Origin of the sequence: Hirschia maritima DSM 19733 (assembly GCF_000378345.1) — a bacterium.
In the GTDB taxonomy this organism is placed as follows: domain Bacteria; phylum Pseudomonadota; class Alphaproteobacteria; order Caulobacterales; family Hyphomonadaceae; genus Hirschia; species Hirschia maritima.
On sequence record NZ_KB899548.1, the window covers coordinates 37,975 to 57,731 of the forward strand.

The following is a 19,757-nucleotide window of genomic DNA, read 5'->3' on the forward strand; positions in this document are numbered from 1 at the left end:
GATGACACGCTCCATATTTTCATTTTTGTTGCTAGTGCTGCAGACGATTGCTGTGCCGTCTGCATTGGCGCAAGCGCATGATGAATGGTCCTTCCTGTTAAGCAAATATGTTGAAGAGGGTGAAGACGGGATCAATCGCGTGGATTATGCAGCTTTCAAACGCAATGATCATGATCGCCTGGAATTAAACCAATATATTCAGAAATTGATTGAAAGCGATGTGTACACCAATGGTTCAAAAGACGAAAAGTTTGTTGCTTGGGTAAACCTTTACAATGCTTTGACGGTAAACATTGTTGTCGAAAATTATCCAGTAAAGTCTATTCGAGACATTGGAGGCAACTTCGTTTTCAAAGGTCCTTGGAAGAAAAAGCTTGTCGAAATTGATGGTAAGAAGCTGAGTCTCGATGACATTGAGCACCGTATTCTACGAAAAAAGTGGGACGAACCGAGAGTTCACTATGCTGTAAATTGTGCCTCAATTGGGTGTCCGAATTTGCAACCCAAAGCATGGGAAGTAGAAACATTGGAATCTGATCTGAAGAAAGCAGCCATAGAATTCATTACTCATCCAAGAGGGGTTGAAGTGTTACCCGACGGCAGATTGCGAATCTCTAAAATTTATCGTTGGTTCAAAAAGGATTTTGGTGGTTCCCAAGTTGGGGTTGTCATGCATTTAATGAAAAATGCGCCTGCTGACCTTGCGTCCAATTTAACTGCTGAAACAATGATAAAATCATATCGATATGATTGGTCACTCAATGATATTGGGTCTAAAAAATAAAGGTGGAATCACGATGGAAAATATAGAGAATTCAGGTGATGAGGCACCCGTCAAAAAGTCTAATATGTTTGTAAAGCTGTGGCCAATCTTTGCAATCATTGCCGCAGTCGTGGTTTTCATTTCAAATGGTTGGCATGAGGTTCTTACGCTCGAAACATTAAGAGAGCGAAGAGAAGTGCTGTTGGCATTTGTACAAGAAAACATGCTCATTGCAGTGCTTGCTTATATTGGAATTTACATCGTTGCTACTGTCGTGATGACACCGGGAGCAGGTGTGCTGACGATAGCTGGAGGGTTTCTGTTCGGTTTGGTAACTGGAAGCATATTGACAGTGATAGGAGCCACTTTGGGCGCTTCTACGTTATTCTTTGCGGCTAAATCTTCTGTTGGAAGCATTTTGCGTGAAAAAGCCGGTCCATTTGTCTCTAAGATGGAAGAAGGATTCAAACAGGACGCTTGGTCCTATATGTTTGCCTTACGGTTTATCCCAGCAGTGCCTTATCCAGTGGCGAATATAGCTCCGGCAATTTTTGGTGCAAAATACTCACAATATGCAATCACAACGATGCTCGGCATCATTCCGGGTGTTATTGCTTACACGTGGATTGGGTCTGGTCTTGGGGCAACATTTGACGCTGGGGAGAACCCAGATTTAGCTGGAGTGGCTAAAAACCTTATTCCAGCATTGGTAGCGTTGGGTGTTGTCGCTTTGATACCTGTTGCATGGAAAAAATTTGGTCCTAAATCAGCTGTAACTGCTGATAGTGAATAGAAGCTTCTGAGGAAAATGAATATGAGTGAGACTTTGGAAGCTAATGCTTCAACTGAGAGCAAGAAAAAGCGTTTAAAAGCAGACTTGGTGGTCATTGGAGCAGGTGCAGGTGGACTATCTGCTGCTGCTGGGTGTGCGATGCTTGGCCTAAAAGTAGTTCTTTATGAAAAGGGCGAAATGGGCGGTGATTGTTTGAATTATGGGTGTGTGCCGTCTAAAGCCCTGATAGCAGCAGCAAAACAAGCACAAGCCTTTAGAGAGGCAGACAAATTTGGGCTAACATCTGCTGACCCTGGAGTGGATTGGAAACGAGTTCAGGCACATGTGAAGGAAGCAATCGCTACAATCGAACCAAATGACAGTCAGGAACGATTTGAGGGACTGGGTGTTACAGTTATTCGTGAGGAAGCGCATTTTGTAACAGAAAACGTAGTGGCCTCTGCTTCAACGCAAGTTGAAGGAAAACGTATTATCATAGCCACTGGTTCTCGCGCATTTGTTCCTCCAATTGATGGATTGGAGGATACGCCATATCTCATCAATGAAACCCTCTTTGATGTTGAAGAATTGCCGGAACATTTAATCATACTTGGCGGCGGTCCGATCGGGATTGAAATGGCGCAAGCCTTCAAACGATTAGGGTCTAAAGTAACAGTTATCGAGCGTGCTAGAGCAATGGAACGCGCGGATGAAGAGCATGCAGCGATTGCAGTTGAAGAATTGAGAAAAGAAGGTGTTGAAATTCTCGAGCGCACAACAGCGACTGCTACTTCTCAAACAGGTTCTGGCGTAAGGGTTGAAACCAAAACGGCTGATGGCGAAGTTGATGCCGTTACGGGATCGCACCTATTAGTCGCGACGGGGCGTGTACCGGTTATTGAGAGCCTAGCTCTTGAAGCTGGTGGTGTGGATTTTGATCGTCATGGCGTAAAAACAAAACCAAATCTGCGTTCGGTATCGAATGGTCGTGTTTGGGCTTTGGGTGATGCTGCAGGACGTGGACAGTTCACTCACCTTGCTGGGTGGCATGCATCGGTATTTGTTAGAAACGCTCTGTTTAAATCCGCCGCTCGTGCGGATTCTCTTCCAACTCCTGCGGTGACGTATACATCTCCCGAGGTTGCACAAGTTGGAATTACCGAAAAACAAGCTCGCGAAGAACATGGAGAAAAGGTTCGTGTCTCTCACTTCGAGTTCAAAGAGAATGATCGCGCAATTGCAGAGAAAGACACGATAGGTGGCGCAAAGATAGTAACTTTGAAAAATGGAACTGTGCTTGGTGTGTCCGTCGTGGGAGAGGGAGCAGGGGATATTATTCAGCTTGCGAGTGTTGCTATGTCCAACGGATTGAAAATTAGAGCGCTTACAAATTTTATTTCACCATATCCAACTCGGGCAGAAATTTTGAAACGTGCCGCGTCAAAATGGTATGAGCCATTGGTATTCGGTAAAAAAGGTAAGTTCATGGTAAAGTTTTTGAAGAATTTTTAGTTGAGCTTTAATTGCTTCAGAGCAAACGTGGTTTAGTGAAACAAGAAATTGGTCTTCAAGGGACGGAGGATGCTCCGGTTGATCCTGATAGGCTTCACTCTGCGCAGGCGGATGTGAAGATGACGGGGCGTTTGCCCAATGTAAAAATTGGATTGATGGAGCGATTGTTGATTTTGACAGTCGCTTTTGTCCTTGTCGCGGAATTTCTGATTTTCCTTCCTTCAATCACCAAGTTTCGAAGCGACTGGTTTGCAGAACGTGTGCAAGCAGCTGAAATCGCGGCAACAGCGCTGGAAATTGCGCCGGATCGTAAAGTATCTCAGGAATTGAGCGCAAGATTATTGAACGAGACTCAATTGCTTGCTGTCGCCATGGGAGATGAGGAGATGTGGGAGCAGGTGTTTAGTCCTCCCATGCCCATTGCTTCTATGCCAGTCACAATGGATTTGCGTGATGAAACTTGGTTTGACGCTTTCTTCTGTCTTTTTGCGCACGCAACGGCCAAAGACGGTCGCATTCTTCAAGTCATCTCTCATACTGATAGCGGGACGGAAGATTCATACATCGATATCATTGTGCCCGAAGAAGCATTGCGTTCTGATCTGCTTGAATACTCCATCAATATCCTTTTGATTTCTTTGCTTATCTCAGCGATCGTTGGATCGTTTATTGCGTGGTCACTTTATCATTTGGTGGTGAAGCCTATGATGAAAATCACGAATGCTGTTGCTGATTTTGGTGAAGCTCCTGAAAGATTGGCGGCATTTAAACCGTCTGGGCGGGATGATGAAATTGGTAAAGCGGAACTTGCACTAGTAGATATGCAAAGTGCGGTTTCCAATTCTTTTCGCCAAAATAAGCGTCTTGCGGAACTGGGCGAGGCTGTAGCTAAAATTTCCCATGACCTTCGAAATTCATTATCGGTAGCGCGTCTGGCGTCTGACAGTTTGATGAGATCAGAAGACCCTCGTGTGCAATCTGCAGCACCAAGGCTGGAACGTGCCATAGAGCGTGCCATTGGGTTAGCAGAGGCAACGCTGCAATATGGCAAAGCTGATGCACCCAAGGCGCACATGGTCACCGTAGAGCTTAGAAACATAGCTGAAGACGCTTTGTTGGAAGGTGTAGCAGCTAATCCTGAGGTTGATTGGCTTAATGATGTTGATGAAGAAGTGCAGGTGTATGCAGATCCTGAAATGCTTCATCGCTTGCTTGCAAACTTAGTTCGCAATGCTGGACAAGCTATTGCACAGCAGGAAGCAGACGCAGAGCCAGGGTTAATACGCATTGGCGCGGAAATCATTGATGATACTTGGATACAGATATTGGTCGAAGATAATGGACCTGGCGTGCCTGAGAAGGTGAAAACAAAAATTTTTCAACCATTCTCAACTTCAGAAAATAAAGGCGGTAGCGGATTGGGGTTGGCAATCACGCGAGAGTTAGCTTTGGCAATGGGCGGTGAAGTTGCGCTTGATGAAACTGTTGAAAAAGGTGCGGTTTTCAAACTGAAACTTCAACTCGCCGGAGTAAGCTCCGGCGAGATTTCCAGTTAGGCTAATCTGCTTCTTTATCGATGCTAACGACAATACCTTCGCGGCGCATATCAGCTGCACCTTCATAGTGGTCAGTGCGAGCTACAATTGTGTGAATTCCAGAATTTTCACCTTCTCGCTCTTTAACTGAGTAACCAGCGGCTTTTAATGTATCTGATGCATGTTGACCGTTAGCTACACCAATTTCAACATTCACAGTGTCGCCGCGGGCGATTATGTTCGGAAGGTCCGCAGCTGTCTGTGCATCCATCTGCCAATCCAAAACTCCCAAGAGAGATTTTGCTGTGTAAGCGATAATTGAGTTTCCGCCAGGTGATCCTGTTACCATGAAGAGATCATCATTCTCGTCAAATACCAATGTTGGCGACATGGAAGAGCGTGGGCGTTTATTTGGAGACGGAGCATTGGCCACCAGCTTCCCTTCAATTCGCGGATTGCGTGCAAAGTCAGTAAGTTCATTGTTGAGAAGAAATCCGCCTTCAGGCACCCAGATTGATGATCCAAAAGGACTTTCGACTGTGGCTGTCATAGATACAGCATTCCCGTAAACATCAACGATGGAAAGATGGGTCGTGCCTGGCGTTTCGTCTGTGGTATCGCGCCCCCACATATCAATGATTGGTTCATTTCGTAGGACTTTTCCAGGGTCACCTGCTTTGGATTTTTGAGAAGGTTCGAATCTTTCTTTGGCCCTCGCATCCAAATATTTTGAATTGATAAGATCATGCATTGGAACTGAAACAAAATCTGAGTCCGCTACATAGTGATCTCTGTCTGCATAAGCTAGGCGTTGTGCATCTACAAAAGCTTTCAGGTGTTTATCTGATGGAAATGAATTGGAATTTTCAGCGGTAGTAAAATCAAGCCCATCAGTAAAACGCTCATACAACCCAAGGATCATTGGTTGGGTAATGCCGCCAGATGAGGGAGGGGGAGCAGAACAAATTTTATAGGTTTTATATGCTCCGCAAAGTGCGTCACGTTCAATCGTTTGGTAGGCTGCGATATCTTCAGCTGTTAGCTCGCCTGGAATAGTGGTTGATTGAACAGCTGTTTCGATAGCCCCTGCCATGCCTTCACCGTAAAACCAATCAGCTCCATTTATAGCAATGTTCTGCATCATGTCTGCATATGCTGGATTTGTGAGGAGTGTGCCTACCACAAGAGGTTCGCCGTCTGGATAAAAATAAGCGGCACTCTTGGGATTGTCATCTAGGTTGATAGCACCACGTAGACGCGGGTTCGAAAGTAATTTGTTTAGACGTGGAGAGACATTAAATCCATCTCTGGCTAAGGTTTCAGCATCGCCAAATAGTTTTTCCCAGCTGGCCATTCCAAAGTCTTCATGAGCTTGTTCGTAGGTTCGAACAATTGAGGGAACGCCGACGCTTATTCCGTTTTGCCAAGATTCGACATATCCGCGTGTTTTTCCATTTTCATCAAGGAATAGGCTTTCATCGATGGATGAAGGAGCTGTTTCGCGTCCATCATACATTCGGATAGTATCGCTGGCACGATCATAGACCATCATGAAACCACCACCACCAATGCCAGAGCTTTGTGGTTCAACTAGTCCCAGAACCGCATGCGCTGCGATAGCAGCATCCACTGCATGTCCGCCTTCGGCTAACACTTTTTCAGCGGCCTTAACTGCGTGCGGGTTTGCCGCTGTGGCCATAGCTTTTCCGGCAAGACGCCATTCAGGTTGCGAAACATCTTTTGTCGCATTTGAGGGTGGCGTGGGAGTTTTAACCGCATCCTCTGTTTGGCAAGCAGACAGGGAGATCAGCGCTGTGGCGGAAAGTAAAACATGCTTGAAGATCATAAGGCCTATGTCCCTTTAAATTTGCTTGTATAGTGGTGATGTGAGACTCACAGAGAATAAGTTCAAATCACAATTGCCGTGATAAATATATAGATAGGTATAACTTCCCAATGACGACAACACGTATAGGTACGAAAAATCTTATTACTGATGTTGCTGGCTTAAAAGTAGGCAATAGTCATGACGGTGAAGTTCTGACCGGTACTACTGTTATATTACCGGATGACCGTGCCGTTTGTGGCGTGGCTATTGTGGGAGGAGGACCGGGAACGCGTGAGACTGACGCTTTAGGTGCTGATAAGCTTGTCGACGCCGTGGATGCAGTCGTTTTATCCGGTGGTTCTGTGTACGGCTTAGCTGCTGCGGATGGGGTGGTTGCAGCATTGGGAGCACAGGGTGAGGGTTTTTCTCTTATGGATTTACCTGATGTACCCAAATCACCCGTCGTACCTTCGGCTATCCTTTATGATCTCGCTAATGGTGGGAATAAAAAATGGGGAGAGGACACGCCATACCGTGTTTTAGGGCGTGCGGCTTATATGGATGCAGTTGAAAACGGAGAAATGCTTTCTTTAGGAGCAGTTGGAGCGGGTTACGGCGCACGCGCCGGTGCTGAACGTGGCGGTCTCGGGTCGACTAGCATCGTCACAAGTGATGATATTACGGTAGGGGCTTTAGTTGCGGTCAATTGTTTTGGAGCTACCCGTATGCCAGGATGTGATGCCTTTTGGGCTCACCCTTATGAACTGAATGATGAGTTCGGTGGTTCGCGTCCGCCAGAAGGTTTCGTTTTAGATCCAGACGATTGGGGAGCTGCGAAAGTTAATCCAGCGAGTCAGGCCAATTCAACCAATGAACGTCAAAATACGACAATTGCTTGTGTGGCAACTGATGTAGAGCTTACGCCTGCACAAGCTAAACGCGTTGCACAAATGGCAATCTCCGGATTGTCGCGCGCTATTCGCCCTGTTTTTGCACCTTTTGATGGCGATGTCGTTTTTGTCGTGTCGACAGCAAAAAAGAAATTACCAGAACCGAATCCTTTAGCTTTGGCCCGTCTAGGTGAATTGGCTGCAGGTACGCTTGCTAGAGCGGTGGCGCGCGGTGTTTTTGAAGCAAATAAAACCGTTTAAAATCAGTTGTCGTTGAAGTTTTTTGACGAAGAGGCGATCTTTTTCAAATTTCCTCTTGCATAGTTTGAATGAGAACGATAGAAACCGCCTCTCAGACGAGATGGTGAATGGTTTGGTAGCTCAGTTGGATAGAGCACTTGACTACGAATCAAGGGGTCGGGGGTTCGAATCCTCCCCAGACCGCCATCACCTCTCAGTCTGATTATTTCCCAAAATTGATTGTTTTTTTGAATGCTATGAATTTAGTTAGTAAAAGTTCATAAGTTTTTTCTGTTCAAAAAAAATGAATTATGTAGGCTCCTTCTCCAAAGGTGAACTCCTGGGAAGGTGAGGCATTATCTGATGAGGAAACAACTTCTAAAACAGACTAGTTTGGCACTGAGTGTATTGTTTTTCGCCGCAGCTTGTTCTGGTGGAGGGGGCGATTCTAATCCAACCCCAACGCCAACTCCGCCACCAACCGGTTCGACTCCCACGCCCACACCGACACCTCCAGCTTCGTCTGCTTTTACATCAAATACTGAAACTGCTCGTTTTTTGACTCAAGCAACGTTTGGAGCAAATTCTCAAAAAATTGATGGATTGACGGGAACATCACCTTCAGAATGGTTTGTTTCTGAATTGGCAAAAACGCCGACTCTCCACACGCCCATTGTACAGGGATTTCTGGATGGGATAGATGATAATTCTTCAAATATTGAAGGATTTATCGCTGATATTTCCCCACGTTTTTCATTCTTAATGAATGCAATTGATGGGGATGATGAATTACGTCAGCGCGTGGCTTTTGCGTTATCCGAAATTTTGGTCATTTCTCTGTTGGATTCAACCCTATCAGATGCGCCGCGAGCTGTTGCTTATTATCAAGATATTTTGACTGAACACGCGCTAGGCAACTATCGAGACCTTTTGGAAGAGGTGACTTATTCTCCTGCGATGGGGCATTATCTGACCTATTTGGGCAACAAAAAAGCTGATCCAGCTAGCGGCCGAATGCCAGATGAAAACTATGCGCGTGAGATCATGCAACTTTTCACTATTGGTTTGGTTGAATTAAACCAAGATGGAAGTCTTAAAGTGGGCGCTGATGGTGAGCCGATTGAAACGTATGACAATGATGACATTACTGAACTAGCGAAAGTGTTTACAGGTTTGTCTTTGAACAATGAAAATTTCAGACGGAATTTGTTGGCGAATGATGGAGCACACCAAGCTCAAAGAATGGTTATATTTGAAAATCAGCATTCGGATTTAGCCAAGAGCTTTTTAACGACTGAGATTCCGACTGATACATTGGGTGAAGAGAGTATCGTTACGGCATTGGATGCATTGGTGAATCATGAGAACACCGCGCCGTTTGTTAGTCATCAACTAATTCAAAGGCTAGTTACGAGTAATCCTTCTCCAGACTATATCCAGCGCGTTTCTGGAGCATTTGCTGCTGGGCAATTTACACTGCCCAATGGCGAGGTTGTTGGAGATGGTCGCCGAGGTGATCTGGCTGCAACGGTAGCTGCAATTTTGTTTGATGATGAAGCGCGTAATTCGGCCAATATTAATTCAAACACATTCGGAAAAATCAGAGAGCCAATCATTCGTTTTATTCACTGGTCGAGAGCATTTGATGTGGGAACTGTAACGCCTGCATCCATGCCATCTCTTTGGCATACAGGCGATGTAAACAGTTTGGGCCAGCAGGGGTATGGTGCTCCATCTGTATTTAATTTTTTTCGCCCGGGGTATGTCCCACCGGGAACTGAAAGTGGAGCAGCAGAACTAACCGTGCCCGAGTTGCAGATCATAAATGCAGCGAGCATTGCGGGTTATGTTGGAACCATGAATGCCTTCATTTTTGAAGGATTCGCAAACAATGATGGCGGCGAGCTTGTCGATACAGCTGAGATGAGAGCGAGCTTCAGGCCAGATTATTCCGACGAGTTAGCCTTGGCAGATAGTCCATCCGATCTAATTGATCATCTCGATATTATTTTGACCAACGGTCAGATGTCGCAAGATACAAAAGATATCGTTCAAGATGCCGTGAGTGCCATTCCCAATGTCACAACAACTGACTTTGATGGGCCACGTTTACGGGTTTATTACGCAGTTTTACTGGTGATGACGTCACCTGATTACATTGTGCAGCGCTAAAGGGAGTTAGAGAGTATGACCAATCAACGCCGTCGCTTCCTTAAAGGGCTATCAGCATCTGCGCTCGCTGGAGCAACGTATAGTACGCTGGGCTCCGCTCTGCCGGCATTTCAAGCACATGCTGCCGATACATCAGGATATAAAGCCGTTGTATGCCTATTCCTATTTGGAGGGATGGATAACCACGATACTATACTTCCCTTTGATCAAACTTCTTACGATCGTTACGCAGAAATTCGATCTTCAATGTTAGCTGGATATAGTTCGCGCCAACATGATCAATTGTTGCAATTAACTCCGGCAAACCAAGCTGATTTTGGTACACGTCAATTTGCTCTGCCGCCCCAGTTGCAAAATTTACATACATTGATCGCTGAAGGGAATGCTTCGGTTATCGCGAATGTTGGACCACTAGCTGTTCCAACCACTAGATCACAATTTGAAAATGGCAGTGTGATTTTACCAAAACGTTTGTTTTCTCATAATGATCAACAATCAACTTGGATGGCTTTAGCTCCAGAAGGGACAGCTGTGGGATGGGGAGGTCTGATGGCCGATGCCGCTGTCGATTCCTTGGCCAATAATTCCAATTCCTTCACTGCAATTACCGCAGCGGGAAATAATGTATTTCAGTCTGGGAATCGCGTGTCTCCATATCCTGTTACCAATGATGGTGCGGCTGAATTTGGTATTATTCAATCATTGGAAGGCGAGCGCCATTCAGATGAAGGTGAAATGCTTTATCAGGCAGTTCGAAGCGCATTATCGAGAAATAGTTTTAGCGGAACTAATTTGCTTCAAAGGGATATCGCCAATGCTGGCGCGAGTGCTCTGAGCGATAATGAAGGGTTTAATGAGGCGCTGAGCAATTCGACTGATTTGAGCACTGCTTTTCCACGAACTGGTGTGGGGCGACAACTTGAAAATATTGCGCGGTCTATTTCAATTCGAGATGATTTGGGTATGAGCCGTCAGGTGTTTTTTGCCTCGCGTGGGGGATTTGATACCCATTCAAATCAAGCCAATGCTTTGCCAAATATTCAAACACAAATTGATGAAGCAATTTTTGCTTTCTACACGGCGATGATTGAGCTTGGCTTACAAAATGATGTGGTGTTGTTCACTGCATCAGACTTTGGAAGAACACTGGCTGTTAATGGTGATGGAACAGACCATGGATGGGGGGGGCATCAGTTTGTAGTCGGTGGAGGCGTACGAGGAAACCGTATATTTGGAAGCATGCCAGAGTATGACTTTGATCATGAGCAGGATGCAGGGCATGGACGCTTGATCCCAACGACTTCATTGGAACAATTTGCAGCGCCCATTGCGTCTTGGTTTGGATTGACGAATTCAGAGCTTGCAAATGTTTTTCCCAACTTCCCAAGTTTTGGAAACAATGGGTTGGAGCTATTCTAACTACACACCAGTTTGGTCTGGCTTTGAAAGGTCTTTTCCTCGAGGACCATTGGGACGTGTCCAAATGAAAAGTCCCACAAGCGGTAAAATGACTAATTGGGCGATAACAACTGGTTGAGGAGCATGGAGAAGAAATGCGCTTGCAAGTGCTCCTCCCATCATCAAAGTTGCTAAAATTTTAGCACCAGTCGGTATAGCACCATGGTCATTCCAGTCTTTTATCGGGGGACCTAAATGTTTGTGATTGATTAGCCAATTGTGTAGGCGTTCAGAACTACGAGAAAAACAAAATGCCGCGATCAGTAGAAATACAGTGTGCGGTAATAAGGGAAGAATAACACCTGCAATCCCGAGCCCCAGAGCTAAGAAACCGCAAATCATCCAGAAAAAGCGTTTAGCGCTTTGTGTCATTCCTATTCCAGTTTCAGTATGTGTCGAGCCGTTTGATAGATAGTTATGGCGTTTGGTGTGACATTAACAGTAATTGCAAAGGGTTTGCAATTTCATTCGTAGTCTACGTTGGATTTAATTGATTTGCTGGAACGAATAAGCGTGCCATCATCTTGCATCAGTTTGATAGTCGCTGCATATAGTCGGCATGACACACAAGACCCTTTATGACAAAATTTGGGATTCTCACCTAGCGCATATCAATGCGGAGACGGGTGAGGCACTCCTATTCATTGATCTACATTTGATCCACGAAGTGACAACACCGCAAGCTTTTGCTGGCTTAAAAGCTGCTGGGCGTAACGTACGCAGGCCTGATTTGACGCTTGCAACGGCCGACCATAATACACCCACTGAAAATCAGGCGGCTGGCCTTGAGGGTGTAAAGGATGAGCAAGCTCGCACTCAGCTTGAAATGCTCTCTAAAAATGTCAAAGAGCACGGTATCGAGTTTTATCCAATGGGGCACATCAATAATGGGATTGTGCACGTTGTTGGGCCTGAACAAGGGCGCACACAGCCAGGCATGACTATTGTCTGCGGTGACAGCCACACTTCAACTCATGGAGCATTCGGTGCGCTAGCGCATGGCATAGGGACTTCAGAAGTCGAGCATGTGTTAGCTACCCAGACATTGCGCGCCCGTAAAATGAAGAACATGGCTGTGCGTGTTTCTGGAAAATTTCAAGACGGTGTCGGTGCAAAAGATCTTGCTCTGCATTTGATCTCAGTCATTGGGACCGCCGGTGGTACTGGCTCTGTGATGGAATTTATGGGTGAGGCGATTGAAGCCATGTCCATGGAAGCTCGCATGACGCTGTGTAATCTGTCGATAGAGGGGGGGGCTCGAGCTGGACTTGTTGCGCCAGACGAAACGACATTTGATTATATTAAAGGACGCCCATCAGCACCCAAAGCAGGGCAATGGGATGCTGCGCTCTCGTACTGGAAAACTTTGTTTTCAGATGAGGATGCGCATTGGGATGAAGTTGTAGAGATTCGGGCTGAAGATGTTGCTCCCACGGTGACTTGGGGAACATCTCCTGAGCAAGCATTGCCATTATCTGCAGACGCGCCAATTCCTTCTGAAATATCGGATCCCATAAAACGAGCTGCAGCTGAACGCGCTCTTGATTATATGGGAATAGAAGCTGGAAAACCTCTAAAAGACTTGAAAATAGATCGCGTTTTCATTGGTTCATGCACTAATTCACGAATTGAAGATTTTCGTGCAGCAGCTGAAATTGTCAAAGGTAAAAAGGTCGCTGATGGCGTGAGAGCGATGGCTGTTCCTGGTTCCGGCTTGGTAAATGCACAGGCTGAAGAAGAAGGTCTTGACCAAATTTTTGTAGAGGCTGGATTTGAGTGGCGTGAACCGGGCTGTTCAATGTGTTTGGGGATGAACCCAGATACGTTGGCACCACAGGAGCGTTGTGCTTCAACATCTAATCGAAACTTTGAAGGACGTCAGGGGCGTGGAGGCCGCACACATTTGCTTAGCCCTGTTTTGGCAGCAAAAGCAGCAATTGCTGGTGTGTTAGGCGGATAGGCTAGCGGCGAGCTTTGTATCCATGTCAGGGGCAATTTGTTTGATGAATTCAAACAGATTGCCTTTTTCAAATAGAAAGCCCTGAATTCCTGCGTTTTGTGCTGCCACGATATCTGTCAGTTTGTCCCCTATGAGAAATGATGAACCGGTTTGTGTTGGAAACTCTCTCATTGCTTTTAGAAGCATTCCGGGGGCAGGCTTTCTATCTTCGCTATCTAGACAATATTGCGTGACGCTTCCGCGAATATCATACGGGCAATAATAAATGCGATCGATGTGCGCATGTTGTTTAGAAAGTTGCGAGTTCATGTAGGCATGCACACGAAACATATCGTTTTCGGTATAGTGTCCGTGAGCAATACCAGTTTGATTTGTGACGATGAAAACCCGCCATCCGATTGAATTAAATTTTGCTATTGTTTCAATCGCGCCAGGGATAAATTCAAAGCCATCAGCAGTGTTTACATAGCCCTTATCCACATTGATAACCCCGTCTCTATCTAGAAATAGAGCAGGGCATTCTTTATCATCAGGGATACGAATTGATGAGGACATTTAAATCTCTTGCTTGCACAAAGCTCTAGCGATGGCTATTTGCACTTTGATGCACTCTAAAAGGACGTCTTACAAGCCATGACCCCCAACTCTGATCAAGACAGTTTTATTCTTCGCTTATCATGTAAGGATTCTATCGGAATTGTCGCTGAAATAGCCAGTTTTCTATCCGAGAGACGCCTATTTATAACGGAAAGTGCCAATTTTGGTGATCAAGCGACTGGTTTATTCTTCTATCGAGTGAAATTTACACCTGAAAATGCTTCTTTTTCACGGTCTGAATTTGGAAATGAATTCGATGCCGTTGCAAAAAAGTGGGATATGAATTGGGAATTGCGCGATGCAAAAGTAAAACCCAATGTTGTGATATTTGTATCTAAAGGTGATCACTGCCTGAATGATCTTCTTTATCGTCACCGCACTGGTGCTTTAAACATCAATATATCCGCAATTGTGTCGAACCATGCCACATGTGGTTGGTTGGCTGAGCGCCACGATATTCCTTACTTTCACGTACCTGTAACTAAGGATACCAAGCCGAAAGCGGAAGCACGCATGCTGGAAATTATTTCAGATGTTAAAGCTGATTTAGTGGTTCTCGCTCGCTATATGCAGGTTCTCTCAGACGATATGTGCCGTCAGCTTGAAGGGCGTTGTATCAATATACACCACTCGTTCTTGCCATCATTTAAAGGTGCTAAACCATATCACCAAGCTTTTGATCGCGGTGTAAAACTTGTTGGTGCGACTGCACACTACGTGACGCCAGACCTTGATGAGGGGCCCATTATTACACAAGCTGTCGAGCCTGCGGATCATCGTCTTTCAGCTGAAGATATGGCAGCATTGGGAAGGGATACAGAGTCACGCGTTTTAGCAAGAGCTGTGAAATTGCATACCGAAGGGCGTATCTTTAGTAATGAAAAGAAGACGGTTGTTTTTGGCTAATACGTTGCTGCACTTGAATGTGGACCAATAGCAAATCTGTGTATACCCTTCTGCGGGGCGTATAATTCGTATCATGGATTGTACACAAATGATCATATAGGGGTTTGAATATGCAGGATTTATTACCACTTTTGTTAAATGGTGTTGGCGGAGCAGTGCTTGGGCCAATCCTAATGAAACTCGCGGGCGGCAAGGGCGGCTTGGGAACGATTATGGGCCTAATCGGCGGTGTCGTTGGTGGAGTCGGTGTTGGTCAGGCAACTGGATTTGCTGGCTTTGATCTCGCTTCTTTAATGGGCGGGGGCGACATGATGCGTATGCTAGCCAACCTTATCGAAGGTGGCGTTGGCGGCGGCATTCTTGGTGTCCTTGCAGGTAAAATAGCCAAATAAATAGAACAAAGAATTTTTAGCGCACGCTCTTGTATACGGGAGCGTGCGTTTTAGTTTTCAGTGGCAATATCTTCAGTTGAATTGGTCTCTTCGTCCTGATGTTTTGCTATCTCACTGGCTTTTCGTGCATTTGAGTGCTTCAGCCCCACAATGATGAGGGGGGCTGCTAGGCAAGCTAATATAGCCGCTAAGATGAAGGGTGCCCCCATGAATTGGATCGGGGCGTCATCTGCTGAAAACCTAGATAATGTTTGTGTCATCATCAGTGGCGCGATGATTTGCGCTAATGCCAAAAGACTAGATTGTGCTCCTTGTAATTCTCCTTGCTCGCTTTTGCTTGTTTGCGCTGAAGTGATTGAGTTGAGCGCAGGCGTTGTGAGACCCGCTAAGCCAGAAATCGGGATAATGAGATAAGCAATCCAAGGCACATCAGCAAAAGCAAAACAGACGTAGGAAATTATCGAAATACCAACACCGATCCATACTGTTTTTGCTGGACCAAATCTTTTCAATGCTGGGCCAATAAGTGCACCTTGTACAATGGCTGCTGTAAGTCCGACCAATCCTAGAGAGTTTCCGATTTCGGCTCTGCTCCAATCATATCGAATTTCCCCGTGGAAAGACCAAATAGCTGGGTAAACATTATGGGCAAGGGCCAACAACCCTACGGCTAGAAGAAGCCAGGCTATGTGGGGCAGTTTAGAAAAGTGTTTAAAGGCACCAAAAGGGTTTGCTCTCGCTAGACTGAATGAGCGGCGGTTTTCCGATGTGAGAGATTCAGGAAGAACAAATAGTCCGTATAAAACACTGACAAAAGATAGGCCAGCTGCGGCAAAAAATGGTGCGCGCATGTGTAGTTCGCCTAAATATCCACCCAGTACAGGGCCGATAATGAACCCCAACCCGAACATGGCTCCCACCATTCCGAAGGCCTTGCCTCGGTTTTCCGGTTCGGTAACGTCTGCGATATAGGCGTTGGCTGTGGCGATTGTTGCGCCGGACACACCAGATAAGACGCGCCCGATAAATAGCATCCAGATCGTGGAAGCTAATCCGCTAATTAAAAAATTTACGCCAAGCATTGCCACGGAAACTAAAATGACAGGCCTTCTACCGTATCGATCCGACAAGCTACCAAGCAGTGGTCCACATAGGAAGTTCATTAAAGCGTAAACAGCTATAATTGGTCCTGCCCATGCTACAGCTTTCACTTCTTCTAGACCTGTTAATTCGGTGATCAAGTCAGGCATTACGGGCATAACAAGCCCAAAACCGATCATGTCTAACAGCACTACGATCAGAACAAAGTAGAATGCATTTTTGCTATTTTTCTCGGGCATTAGTGAGGGCTTCTTTCCTGCTACAGCCTAGAATGCATATGGACTGACGGTTATTGAGTTATAAACAACACCAGAAATGCTGTTAAAAATTTGACCCGCCAGATTCCAAGAACAGGCGGGTCTTTAATGAACTGAATCGTTTTAACCCTTGAGCTGTAGGTGATCAACGATCGAAATTTGTAGTTAGGCTTTTGCCGCAGTGTAGGCTTGCCTGAACACTTCCATTTGTTGAGAAAAACGAGCGCCATTTCCAATTGCATTGGCATGGATTGGCTTTTGTAAAGCTGCGACGCTTGAAGAAATCACAGGGTTGTCCTGAACTTCATGTGGAGCCACCACTTCAGGTGAGGCTGCAAGGCCACAATGGGCGAATATGCGAGCCCGTTCTGCTTCTGGGTTAGCAACCATGTCTTCATAATTGACGGTGAGGAGTGCGTTGCCCAATGCTGGTGCAATGGCTTCATACAACTTCTCTTCCAAAGCTAGGTGTTCGCCGAGGTTCTTTTGATCAAATGACCAACGTCCGCCGCTTGGGAAACATGTCTTGAATTGAGATAAAGCTGTGTCTTCAATGTTTCTACGAACCCAGATCAAAGGTGCCTTAGGCATTGCTTGATGAATAATAGGAGCTAAACGTCCTTGAGACATAGTTCGGTCAACGATGCGGCCTTCAGCTCCAAATCTGGACTTTGCCATGTGATAATAGGCTGCAGCCATATCACGCCATGGATTTTCGTACTTTGTTTGAATTTCCAGTAAGTCTTGCGAAGAAATGCCATTCAAGGAAGCGGCAGCCAAAGAGAACAGACCAGTAGAATCACCTGCGGTTACTTCAGGGTGACCAACAAGCATTCTTTGAACAAGGCATCCACCCGAACGTAGATTTCCAAAAATGAATATAGCTCGATTTGAAGCATCAGGGCTTTGCTTCAATTGACCAAAAGTATTTTGTTGAATAGCGCCGATAATGCCAGCGACATTCTCATTGTTTCTATCTTTTTCATACGGCGAAACTTGGTTCATTATTGTCGCTGCAGTGTTTGTGGCCTGCCAGGCTTGATCTGTTTCGCCCAGATCAAAAAACACTTTGGATAAGGCGTATAAATAGGCTCCCTGATTCATTGGAGACGTTGCTGCCATGGAATTTTGCAGTTTTAGGATGTCTCTCACAAGTGGATCATCAGGTGTGAAGGTGTGTATAGTGGCCAACTCTAACCAATGTATTGCTGATTTAGGCTGAATGAAGATCGCTTTTTTTAAGCTTTCCTCTGCTTCTGCAAAATTACCTTGTTGCGCCTGCAGTGTCCCAAGAACATTCCAACCCGGTGCAAAATCTTTGGCTGTTTTCACAACGCGAGTTGCCATTTTTATGGCGTTTGGATAATCGCCAACATCCGCAAGAAGAGTTGCTGCCTTAAGAGCTGTGTTTGAACTTGAATCACCCGCTACTGCATGAGTTGCATAAAAGCGTGTAGTCGCAGTTTCACCGATTGTTGCGGCTAATTGCGCAAGACCAAGACGGTGTACTGTTTCCTCAGGTAGTTCTTTAGCTTGCTCAGTTAGTAAGCGAGCAGCTTTATTGCGGTTGTTGTTTTCAAGAGCTTCTTGAATTTCTTTCAATTTGCCTGGCAATACAGTCTCGGTTTCCATGATTTCTCTACATTTTCTTGGTGCCACGCACATCAATACGGGCAGGAATGACTCAACTTAAACTATACTATAGCCGTAAAAAACTATCCCTCATGTACAATATGAAGGTAATCATACCGCTGTTCATCATGTTCTAATCGCTAAAGTGCAATTGTAGAATGTCCTAATTGGAGAATTTTTCAGATTTATGTCTTCAGTATTAATTTATAGGATGGAAATCAATTTTCTTATTTGAAAAATTGCAAGTTTAATCTGGATTCAGTTTCGATTTTCCTTCAATACGAAATGATGAAAAATCGACTTATTTTTAAAATTTTGGAAAATTCATCTTGGGAAGCTGCAAAAGAGGGAGCGTTGATTCAAGCTCCTGTCGATATTGCAGATGGATATGTGCATTTTTCAACGGCCGCTCAAGTGCAGGAAACGCTCGATAAATGGTTTCAGGGCGTCGAAGGTGCAGTTTTGATCGCGTTCGATACAGACGATTTTTCGGAGACATTGAAATGGGAAGTTTCTCGAGGTGGAGAATTGTTTCCTCATGTTTACGGCGAAGTGAGAGCGGCTCAAGCAAAGAAGTCATGGCAGATGGAGTTAGGTCCATCAGGCGCACCCTTAGCGCCGCAGGAAGCTTTGGAGTATGATCTAAGCACATGACGATCTTCGACGACATTGGACTAGCGCTCATCAAGCAACTCTCTCCAGAGGCTGCGCACACCGCAACGATAAAAGCGCTGAAGATTGGATTGGCTAGTAAAGCGAAAATTCTGGATGAAGAATTGGCTGCATTGCTTCGAACAAATCTCCCCATCTCGGGGTTAGAGCTGCCCAACCCATTAGGTATTGCTGCCGGTTTTGACAAGAATGCTGAAGCGTTCATCCCTAGTTTAAATATGGGGTGTGGGTTTGTGGAATGCGGTACGGTTACACCTAAGTCTCAACCTGGAAACCCAAAACCTCGCCTGTTTCGTTTGAAAGAAGATCAGGCGGTTATCAATCGGATGGGCTTTAATAATGAGGGGTTGGAACCCTTTGTCCGTAGGTTGAAGAATGGAGTAAAAGGAGCCGGTATTGTGGGGGCCAATGTTGGTGCCAACAAAACCTCTGTAGGTGCTAAACGTGTCGAAGATTATGTAGATGGAATTAAATCCGTGTGGGAGCACTGCTCTTATGTCACGTTGAACATTTCTTCGCCCAATACACCTGGTCTGAGAGGGCTTCAAAATAAATCCGATCTTCAAGAGTTATTAGCCTCAGCTTCACGTGCGATAGGTGAGCAACAGGACGCCACTCAAATTGAGCGTCCCGTGTTTCTTAAGATTGCGCCGGATATAGATGATGAAGCGATTGCTGATATCGTCGATGCAGTTCTCGAGGCTAGAGGCCTCACCGGAATAATCGTTTCAAATACGACAATAGACCGCCCTGAAACATTGAAGAGCCAGCATGCATCACAAGCCGGTGGACTATCCGGAAAGCCATTATTTGAAAAATCTACTATCGTGCTAGGTAAGGTTGCCCGCAGAGTGGATGGAAGATTAGACATAATCGGAGTTGGCGGAGTTCATGATGCCCAATCCGCTTATAAGAAAATCAGGGCGGGTGCTCACTGCTTCCAATTGTATTCTTCGCTTGTATATGGTGGAGCTCCACTTATTCCTGCTATCTTGGAAGGGGTAGGCAATTTATTGAAAGCTGATGGGTTTTCTCAAATAAGTGATGCTGTAGGAGCGGATTTATAGGTT

The 19,757-nt window shown here is 45.5% G+C and carries 17 protein-coding genes and 1 tRNA gene; 13 read left to right on the top strand and 5 right to left on the bottom strand.

Features of this window, described 5'->3' with window-relative positions:
- Nucleotide 1: 1 nt before the first annotated feature.
- From F551_RS0113415 to F551_RS0113430, 4 genes are read left to right on the top strand one after another with little or no spacing between them, the layout of a single operon-like run.
- Nucleotides 2-784, top strand: a complete 783-nt coding sequence (locus tag F551_RS0113415; protein WP_018998032.1) for a DUF547 domain-containing protein — start codon at nucleotides 2-4, stop codon at nucleotides 782-784.
- 13 nt (nucleotides 785-797) lie between these two features.
- Complete coding sequence (locus tag F551_RS0113420) at nucleotides 798-1,556, top strand: TVP38/TMEM64 family protein (RefSeq protein ID WP_051089175.1); 759 nt, start codon at nucleotides 798-800, stop codon at nucleotides 1,554-1,556.
- 15 nt (nucleotides 1,557-1,571) lie between these two features.
- The gene (locus tag F551_RS0113425; protein ID WP_018998034.1) at nucleotides 1,572-3,047 is read left to right on the top strand and encodes a dihydrolipoyl dehydrogenase family protein; all 1,476 of its coding nucleotides are present in this window, start codon (nucleotides 1,572-1,574) and stop codon (nucleotides 3,045-3,047) included.
- 35 nt (nucleotides 3,048-3,082) lie between these two features.
- Nucleotides 3,083-4,603, top strand: coding sequence for a sensor histidine kinase (locus F551_RS0113430; RefSeq protein ID WP_233355256.1), 1,521 nt, complete (start codon nucleotides 3,083-3,085; stop codon nucleotides 4,601-4,603).
- A gap of 1 nt (nucleotide 4,604) precedes the next feature.
- On the opposite strand, the gene ggt is transcribed toward F551_RS0113430, so the two are convergent.
- Complete coding sequence (ggt, locus tag F551_RS0113435; RefSeq protein ID WP_018998036.1) at nucleotides 4,605-6,428, bottom strand: gamma-glutamyltransferase; 1,824 nt, start codon at nucleotides 6,426-6,428, stop codon at nucleotides 4,605-4,607.
- 110 nt (nucleotides 6,429-6,538) lie between these two features.
- Between ggt and F551_RS0113440 the strand changes: the two genes are divergently transcribed.
- From F551_RS0113440 to F551_RS0113455, 4 genes are all read left to right on the top strand, one after another.
- Nucleotides 6,539-7,561: a P1 family peptidase gene (locus F551_RS0113440; RefSeq protein ID WP_018998037.1), complete on the top strand. Its 1,023-nt coding sequence runs from the start codon at nucleotides 6,539-6,541 to the stop codon at nucleotides 7,559-7,561.
- A gap of 109 nt (nucleotides 7,562-7,670) precedes the next feature.
- Nucleotides 7,671-7,747, top strand: a tRNA-Arg gene (locus tag F551_RS0113445).
- A gap of 156 nt (nucleotides 7,748-7,903) precedes the next feature.
- Entirely contained in the window at nucleotides 7,904-9,712 is a 1,809-nt protein-coding gene (locus F551_RS0113450) for a DUF1800 domain-containing protein (protein WP_018998038.1), read from the top strand.
- Between the two features lie 15 nt (nucleotides 9,713-9,727).
- Nucleotides 9,728-11,131, top strand: a complete 1,404-nt coding sequence (locus tag F551_RS0113455; RefSeq protein WP_018998039.1) for a DUF1501 domain-containing protein — start codon at nucleotides 9,728-9,730, stop codon at nucleotides 11,129-11,131.
- On the opposite strand, the gene F551_RS0113460 is transcribed toward F551_RS0113455, so the two are convergent.
- Nucleotides 11,132-11,542 carry a YbaN family protein gene (locus tag F551_RS0113460; RefSeq protein WP_018998040.1) on the bottom strand — a complete coding sequence of 137 codons (411 nt, stop codon included), beginning with the start codon at nucleotides 11,540-11,542 and terminating at the stop codon, nucleotides 11,132-11,134.
- A gap of 187 nt (nucleotides 11,543-11,729) precedes the next feature.
- Between F551_RS0113460 and leuC the strand changes: the two genes are divergently transcribed.
- On the top strand, nucleotides 11,730-13,130 hold the full coding sequence (gene leuC, locus F551_RS0113465; protein WP_018998041.1) for a 3-isopropylmalate dehydratase large subunit: 1,401 nt from the start codon (nucleotides 11,730-11,732) through the stop codon (nucleotides 13,128-13,130).
- Here the strand turns inward: leuC and F551_RS0113470 are convergent.
- Nucleotides 13,119-13,685, bottom strand: coding sequence for a D-glycero-alpha-D-manno-heptose-1,7-bisphosphate 7-phosphatase (locus tag F551_RS0113470; RefSeq protein WP_018998042.1), 567 nt, complete (start codon nucleotides 13,683-13,685; stop codon nucleotides 13,119-13,121). The two genes, leuC and F551_RS0113470, sit on opposite strands and share 12 nt — an antisense overlap.
- A gap of 78 nt (nucleotides 13,686-13,763) precedes the next feature.
- Between F551_RS0113470 and purU the strand changes: the two genes are divergently transcribed.
- Both purU and F551_RS0113480 read left to right on the top strand, forming a co-directional pair.
- Nucleotides 13,764-14,633, top strand: a complete 870-nt coding sequence (purU, locus tag F551_RS0113475; protein ID WP_018998043.1) for a formyltetrahydrofolate deformylase — start codon at nucleotides 13,764-13,766, stop codon at nucleotides 14,631-14,633.
- Nucleotides 14,634-14,743: 110 nt separating this feature from the next.
- Nucleotides 14,744-15,025, top strand: coding sequence for a hypothetical protein (locus F551_RS0113480; protein WP_018998044.1), 282 nt, complete (start codon nucleotides 14,744-14,746; stop codon nucleotides 15,023-15,025).
- A 50-nt stretch (nucleotides 15,026-15,075) separates the two neighbouring features.
- On the opposite strand, the gene F551_RS0113485 is transcribed toward F551_RS0113480, so the two are convergent.
- Both F551_RS0113485 and F551_RS0113490 read right to left on the bottom strand, forming a co-directional pair.
- The gene (locus F551_RS0113485; RefSeq protein ID WP_018998045.1) at nucleotides 15,076-16,365 is read right to left on the bottom strand and encodes a TCR/Tet family MFS transporter; all 1,290 of its coding nucleotides are present in this window, start codon (nucleotides 16,363-16,365) and stop codon (nucleotides 15,076-15,078) included.
- 183 nt (nucleotides 16,366-16,548) lie between these two features.
- Entirely contained in the window at nucleotides 16,549-18,015 is a 1,467-nt protein-coding gene (locus F551_RS0113490; RefSeq protein ID WP_018998046.1) for a tetratricopeptide repeat-containing sulfotransferase family protein, read from the bottom strand.
- Between the two features lie 285 nt (nucleotides 18,016-18,300).
- Between F551_RS0113490 and F551_RS0113495 the strand changes: the two genes are divergently transcribed.
- Both F551_RS0113495 and F551_RS0113500 read left to right on the top strand, forming a co-directional pair.
- Nucleotides 18,301-18,669 carry a DUF952 domain-containing protein gene (locus F551_RS0113495; RefSeq protein ID WP_155826048.1) on the top strand — a complete coding sequence of 123 codons (369 nt, stop codon included), beginning with the start codon at nucleotides 18,301-18,303 and terminating at the stop codon, nucleotides 18,667-18,669.
- Nucleotides 18,666-19,754: a quinone-dependent dihydroorotate dehydrogenase gene (locus tag F551_RS0113500; RefSeq protein ID WP_018998048.1), complete on the top strand. Its 1,089-nt coding sequence runs from the start codon at nucleotides 18,666-18,668 to the stop codon at nucleotides 19,752-19,754. Before F551_RS0113495 ends, F551_RS0113500 begins: the two co-directional genes overlap by 4 nt.
- Nucleotides 19,755-19,757 lie beyond the last annotated feature (3 nt).

Coding starts and splice junctions, on each gene's coding strand:
- F551_RS0113450 (WP_018998038.1), top strand. CDS start 7,904: ATGAGGAAACAACTTCTAAAACAGACTAGTTTGGCACTGAGTGTATTG.
- leuC (WP_018998041.1), top strand. CDS start 11,730: ATGACACACAAGACCCTTTATGACAAAATTTGGGATTCTCACCTAGCG.
- F551_RS0113460 (WP_018998040.1), bottom strand. CDS start 11,542: ATGACACAAAGCGCTAAACGCTTTTTCTGGATGATTTGCGGTTTCTTA.
- F551_RS0113485 (WP_018998045.1), bottom strand. CDS start 16,365: ATGCCCGAGAAAAATAGCAAAAATGCATTCTACTTTGTTCTGATCGTA.
- ggt (WP_018998036.1), bottom strand. CDS start 6,428: ATGATCTTCAAGCATGTTTTACTTTCCGCCACAGCGCTGATCTCCCTG.
- F551_RS0113455 (WP_018998039.1), top strand. CDS start 9,728: ATGACCAATCAACGCCGTCGCTTCCTTAAAGGGCTATCAGCATCTGCG.
- F551_RS0113500 (WP_018998048.1), top strand. CDS start 18,666: ATGACGATCTTCGACGACATTGGACTAGCGCTCATCAAGCAACTCTCT.
- F551_RS0113480 (WP_018998044.1), top strand. CDS start 14,744: ATGCAGGATTTATTACCACTTTTGTTAAATGGTGTTGGCGGAGCAGTG.
- F551_RS0113420 (WP_051089175.1), top strand. CDS start 798: ATGGAAAATATAGAGAATTCAGGTGATGAGGCACCCGTCAAAAAGTCT.
- F551_RS0113415 (WP_018998032.1), top strand. CDS start 2: ATGACACGCTCCATATTTTCATTTTTGTTGCTAGTGCTGCAGACGATT.
- F551_RS0113425 (WP_018998034.1), top strand. CDS start 1,572: ATGAATATGAGTGAGACTTTGGAAGCTAATGCTTCAACTGAGAGCAAG.
- F551_RS0113490 (WP_018998046.1), bottom strand. CDS start 18,015: ATGGAAACCGAGACTGTATTGCCAGGCAAATTGAAAGAAATTCAAGAA.
- F551_RS0113495 (WP_155826048.1), top strand. CDS start 18,301: ATGATGAAAAATCGACTTATTTTTAAAATTTTGGAAAATTCATCTTGG.
- purU (WP_018998043.1), top strand. CDS start 13,764: ATGACCCCCAACTCTGATCAAGACAGTTTTATTCTTCGCTTATCATGT.
- F551_RS0113440 (WP_018998037.1), top strand. CDS start 6,539: ATGACGACAACACGTATAGGTACGAAAAATCTTATTACTGATGTTGCT.
- F551_RS0113470 (WP_018998042.1), bottom strand. CDS start 13,685: ATGTCCTCATCAATTCGTATCCCTGATGATAAAGAATGCCCTGCTCTA.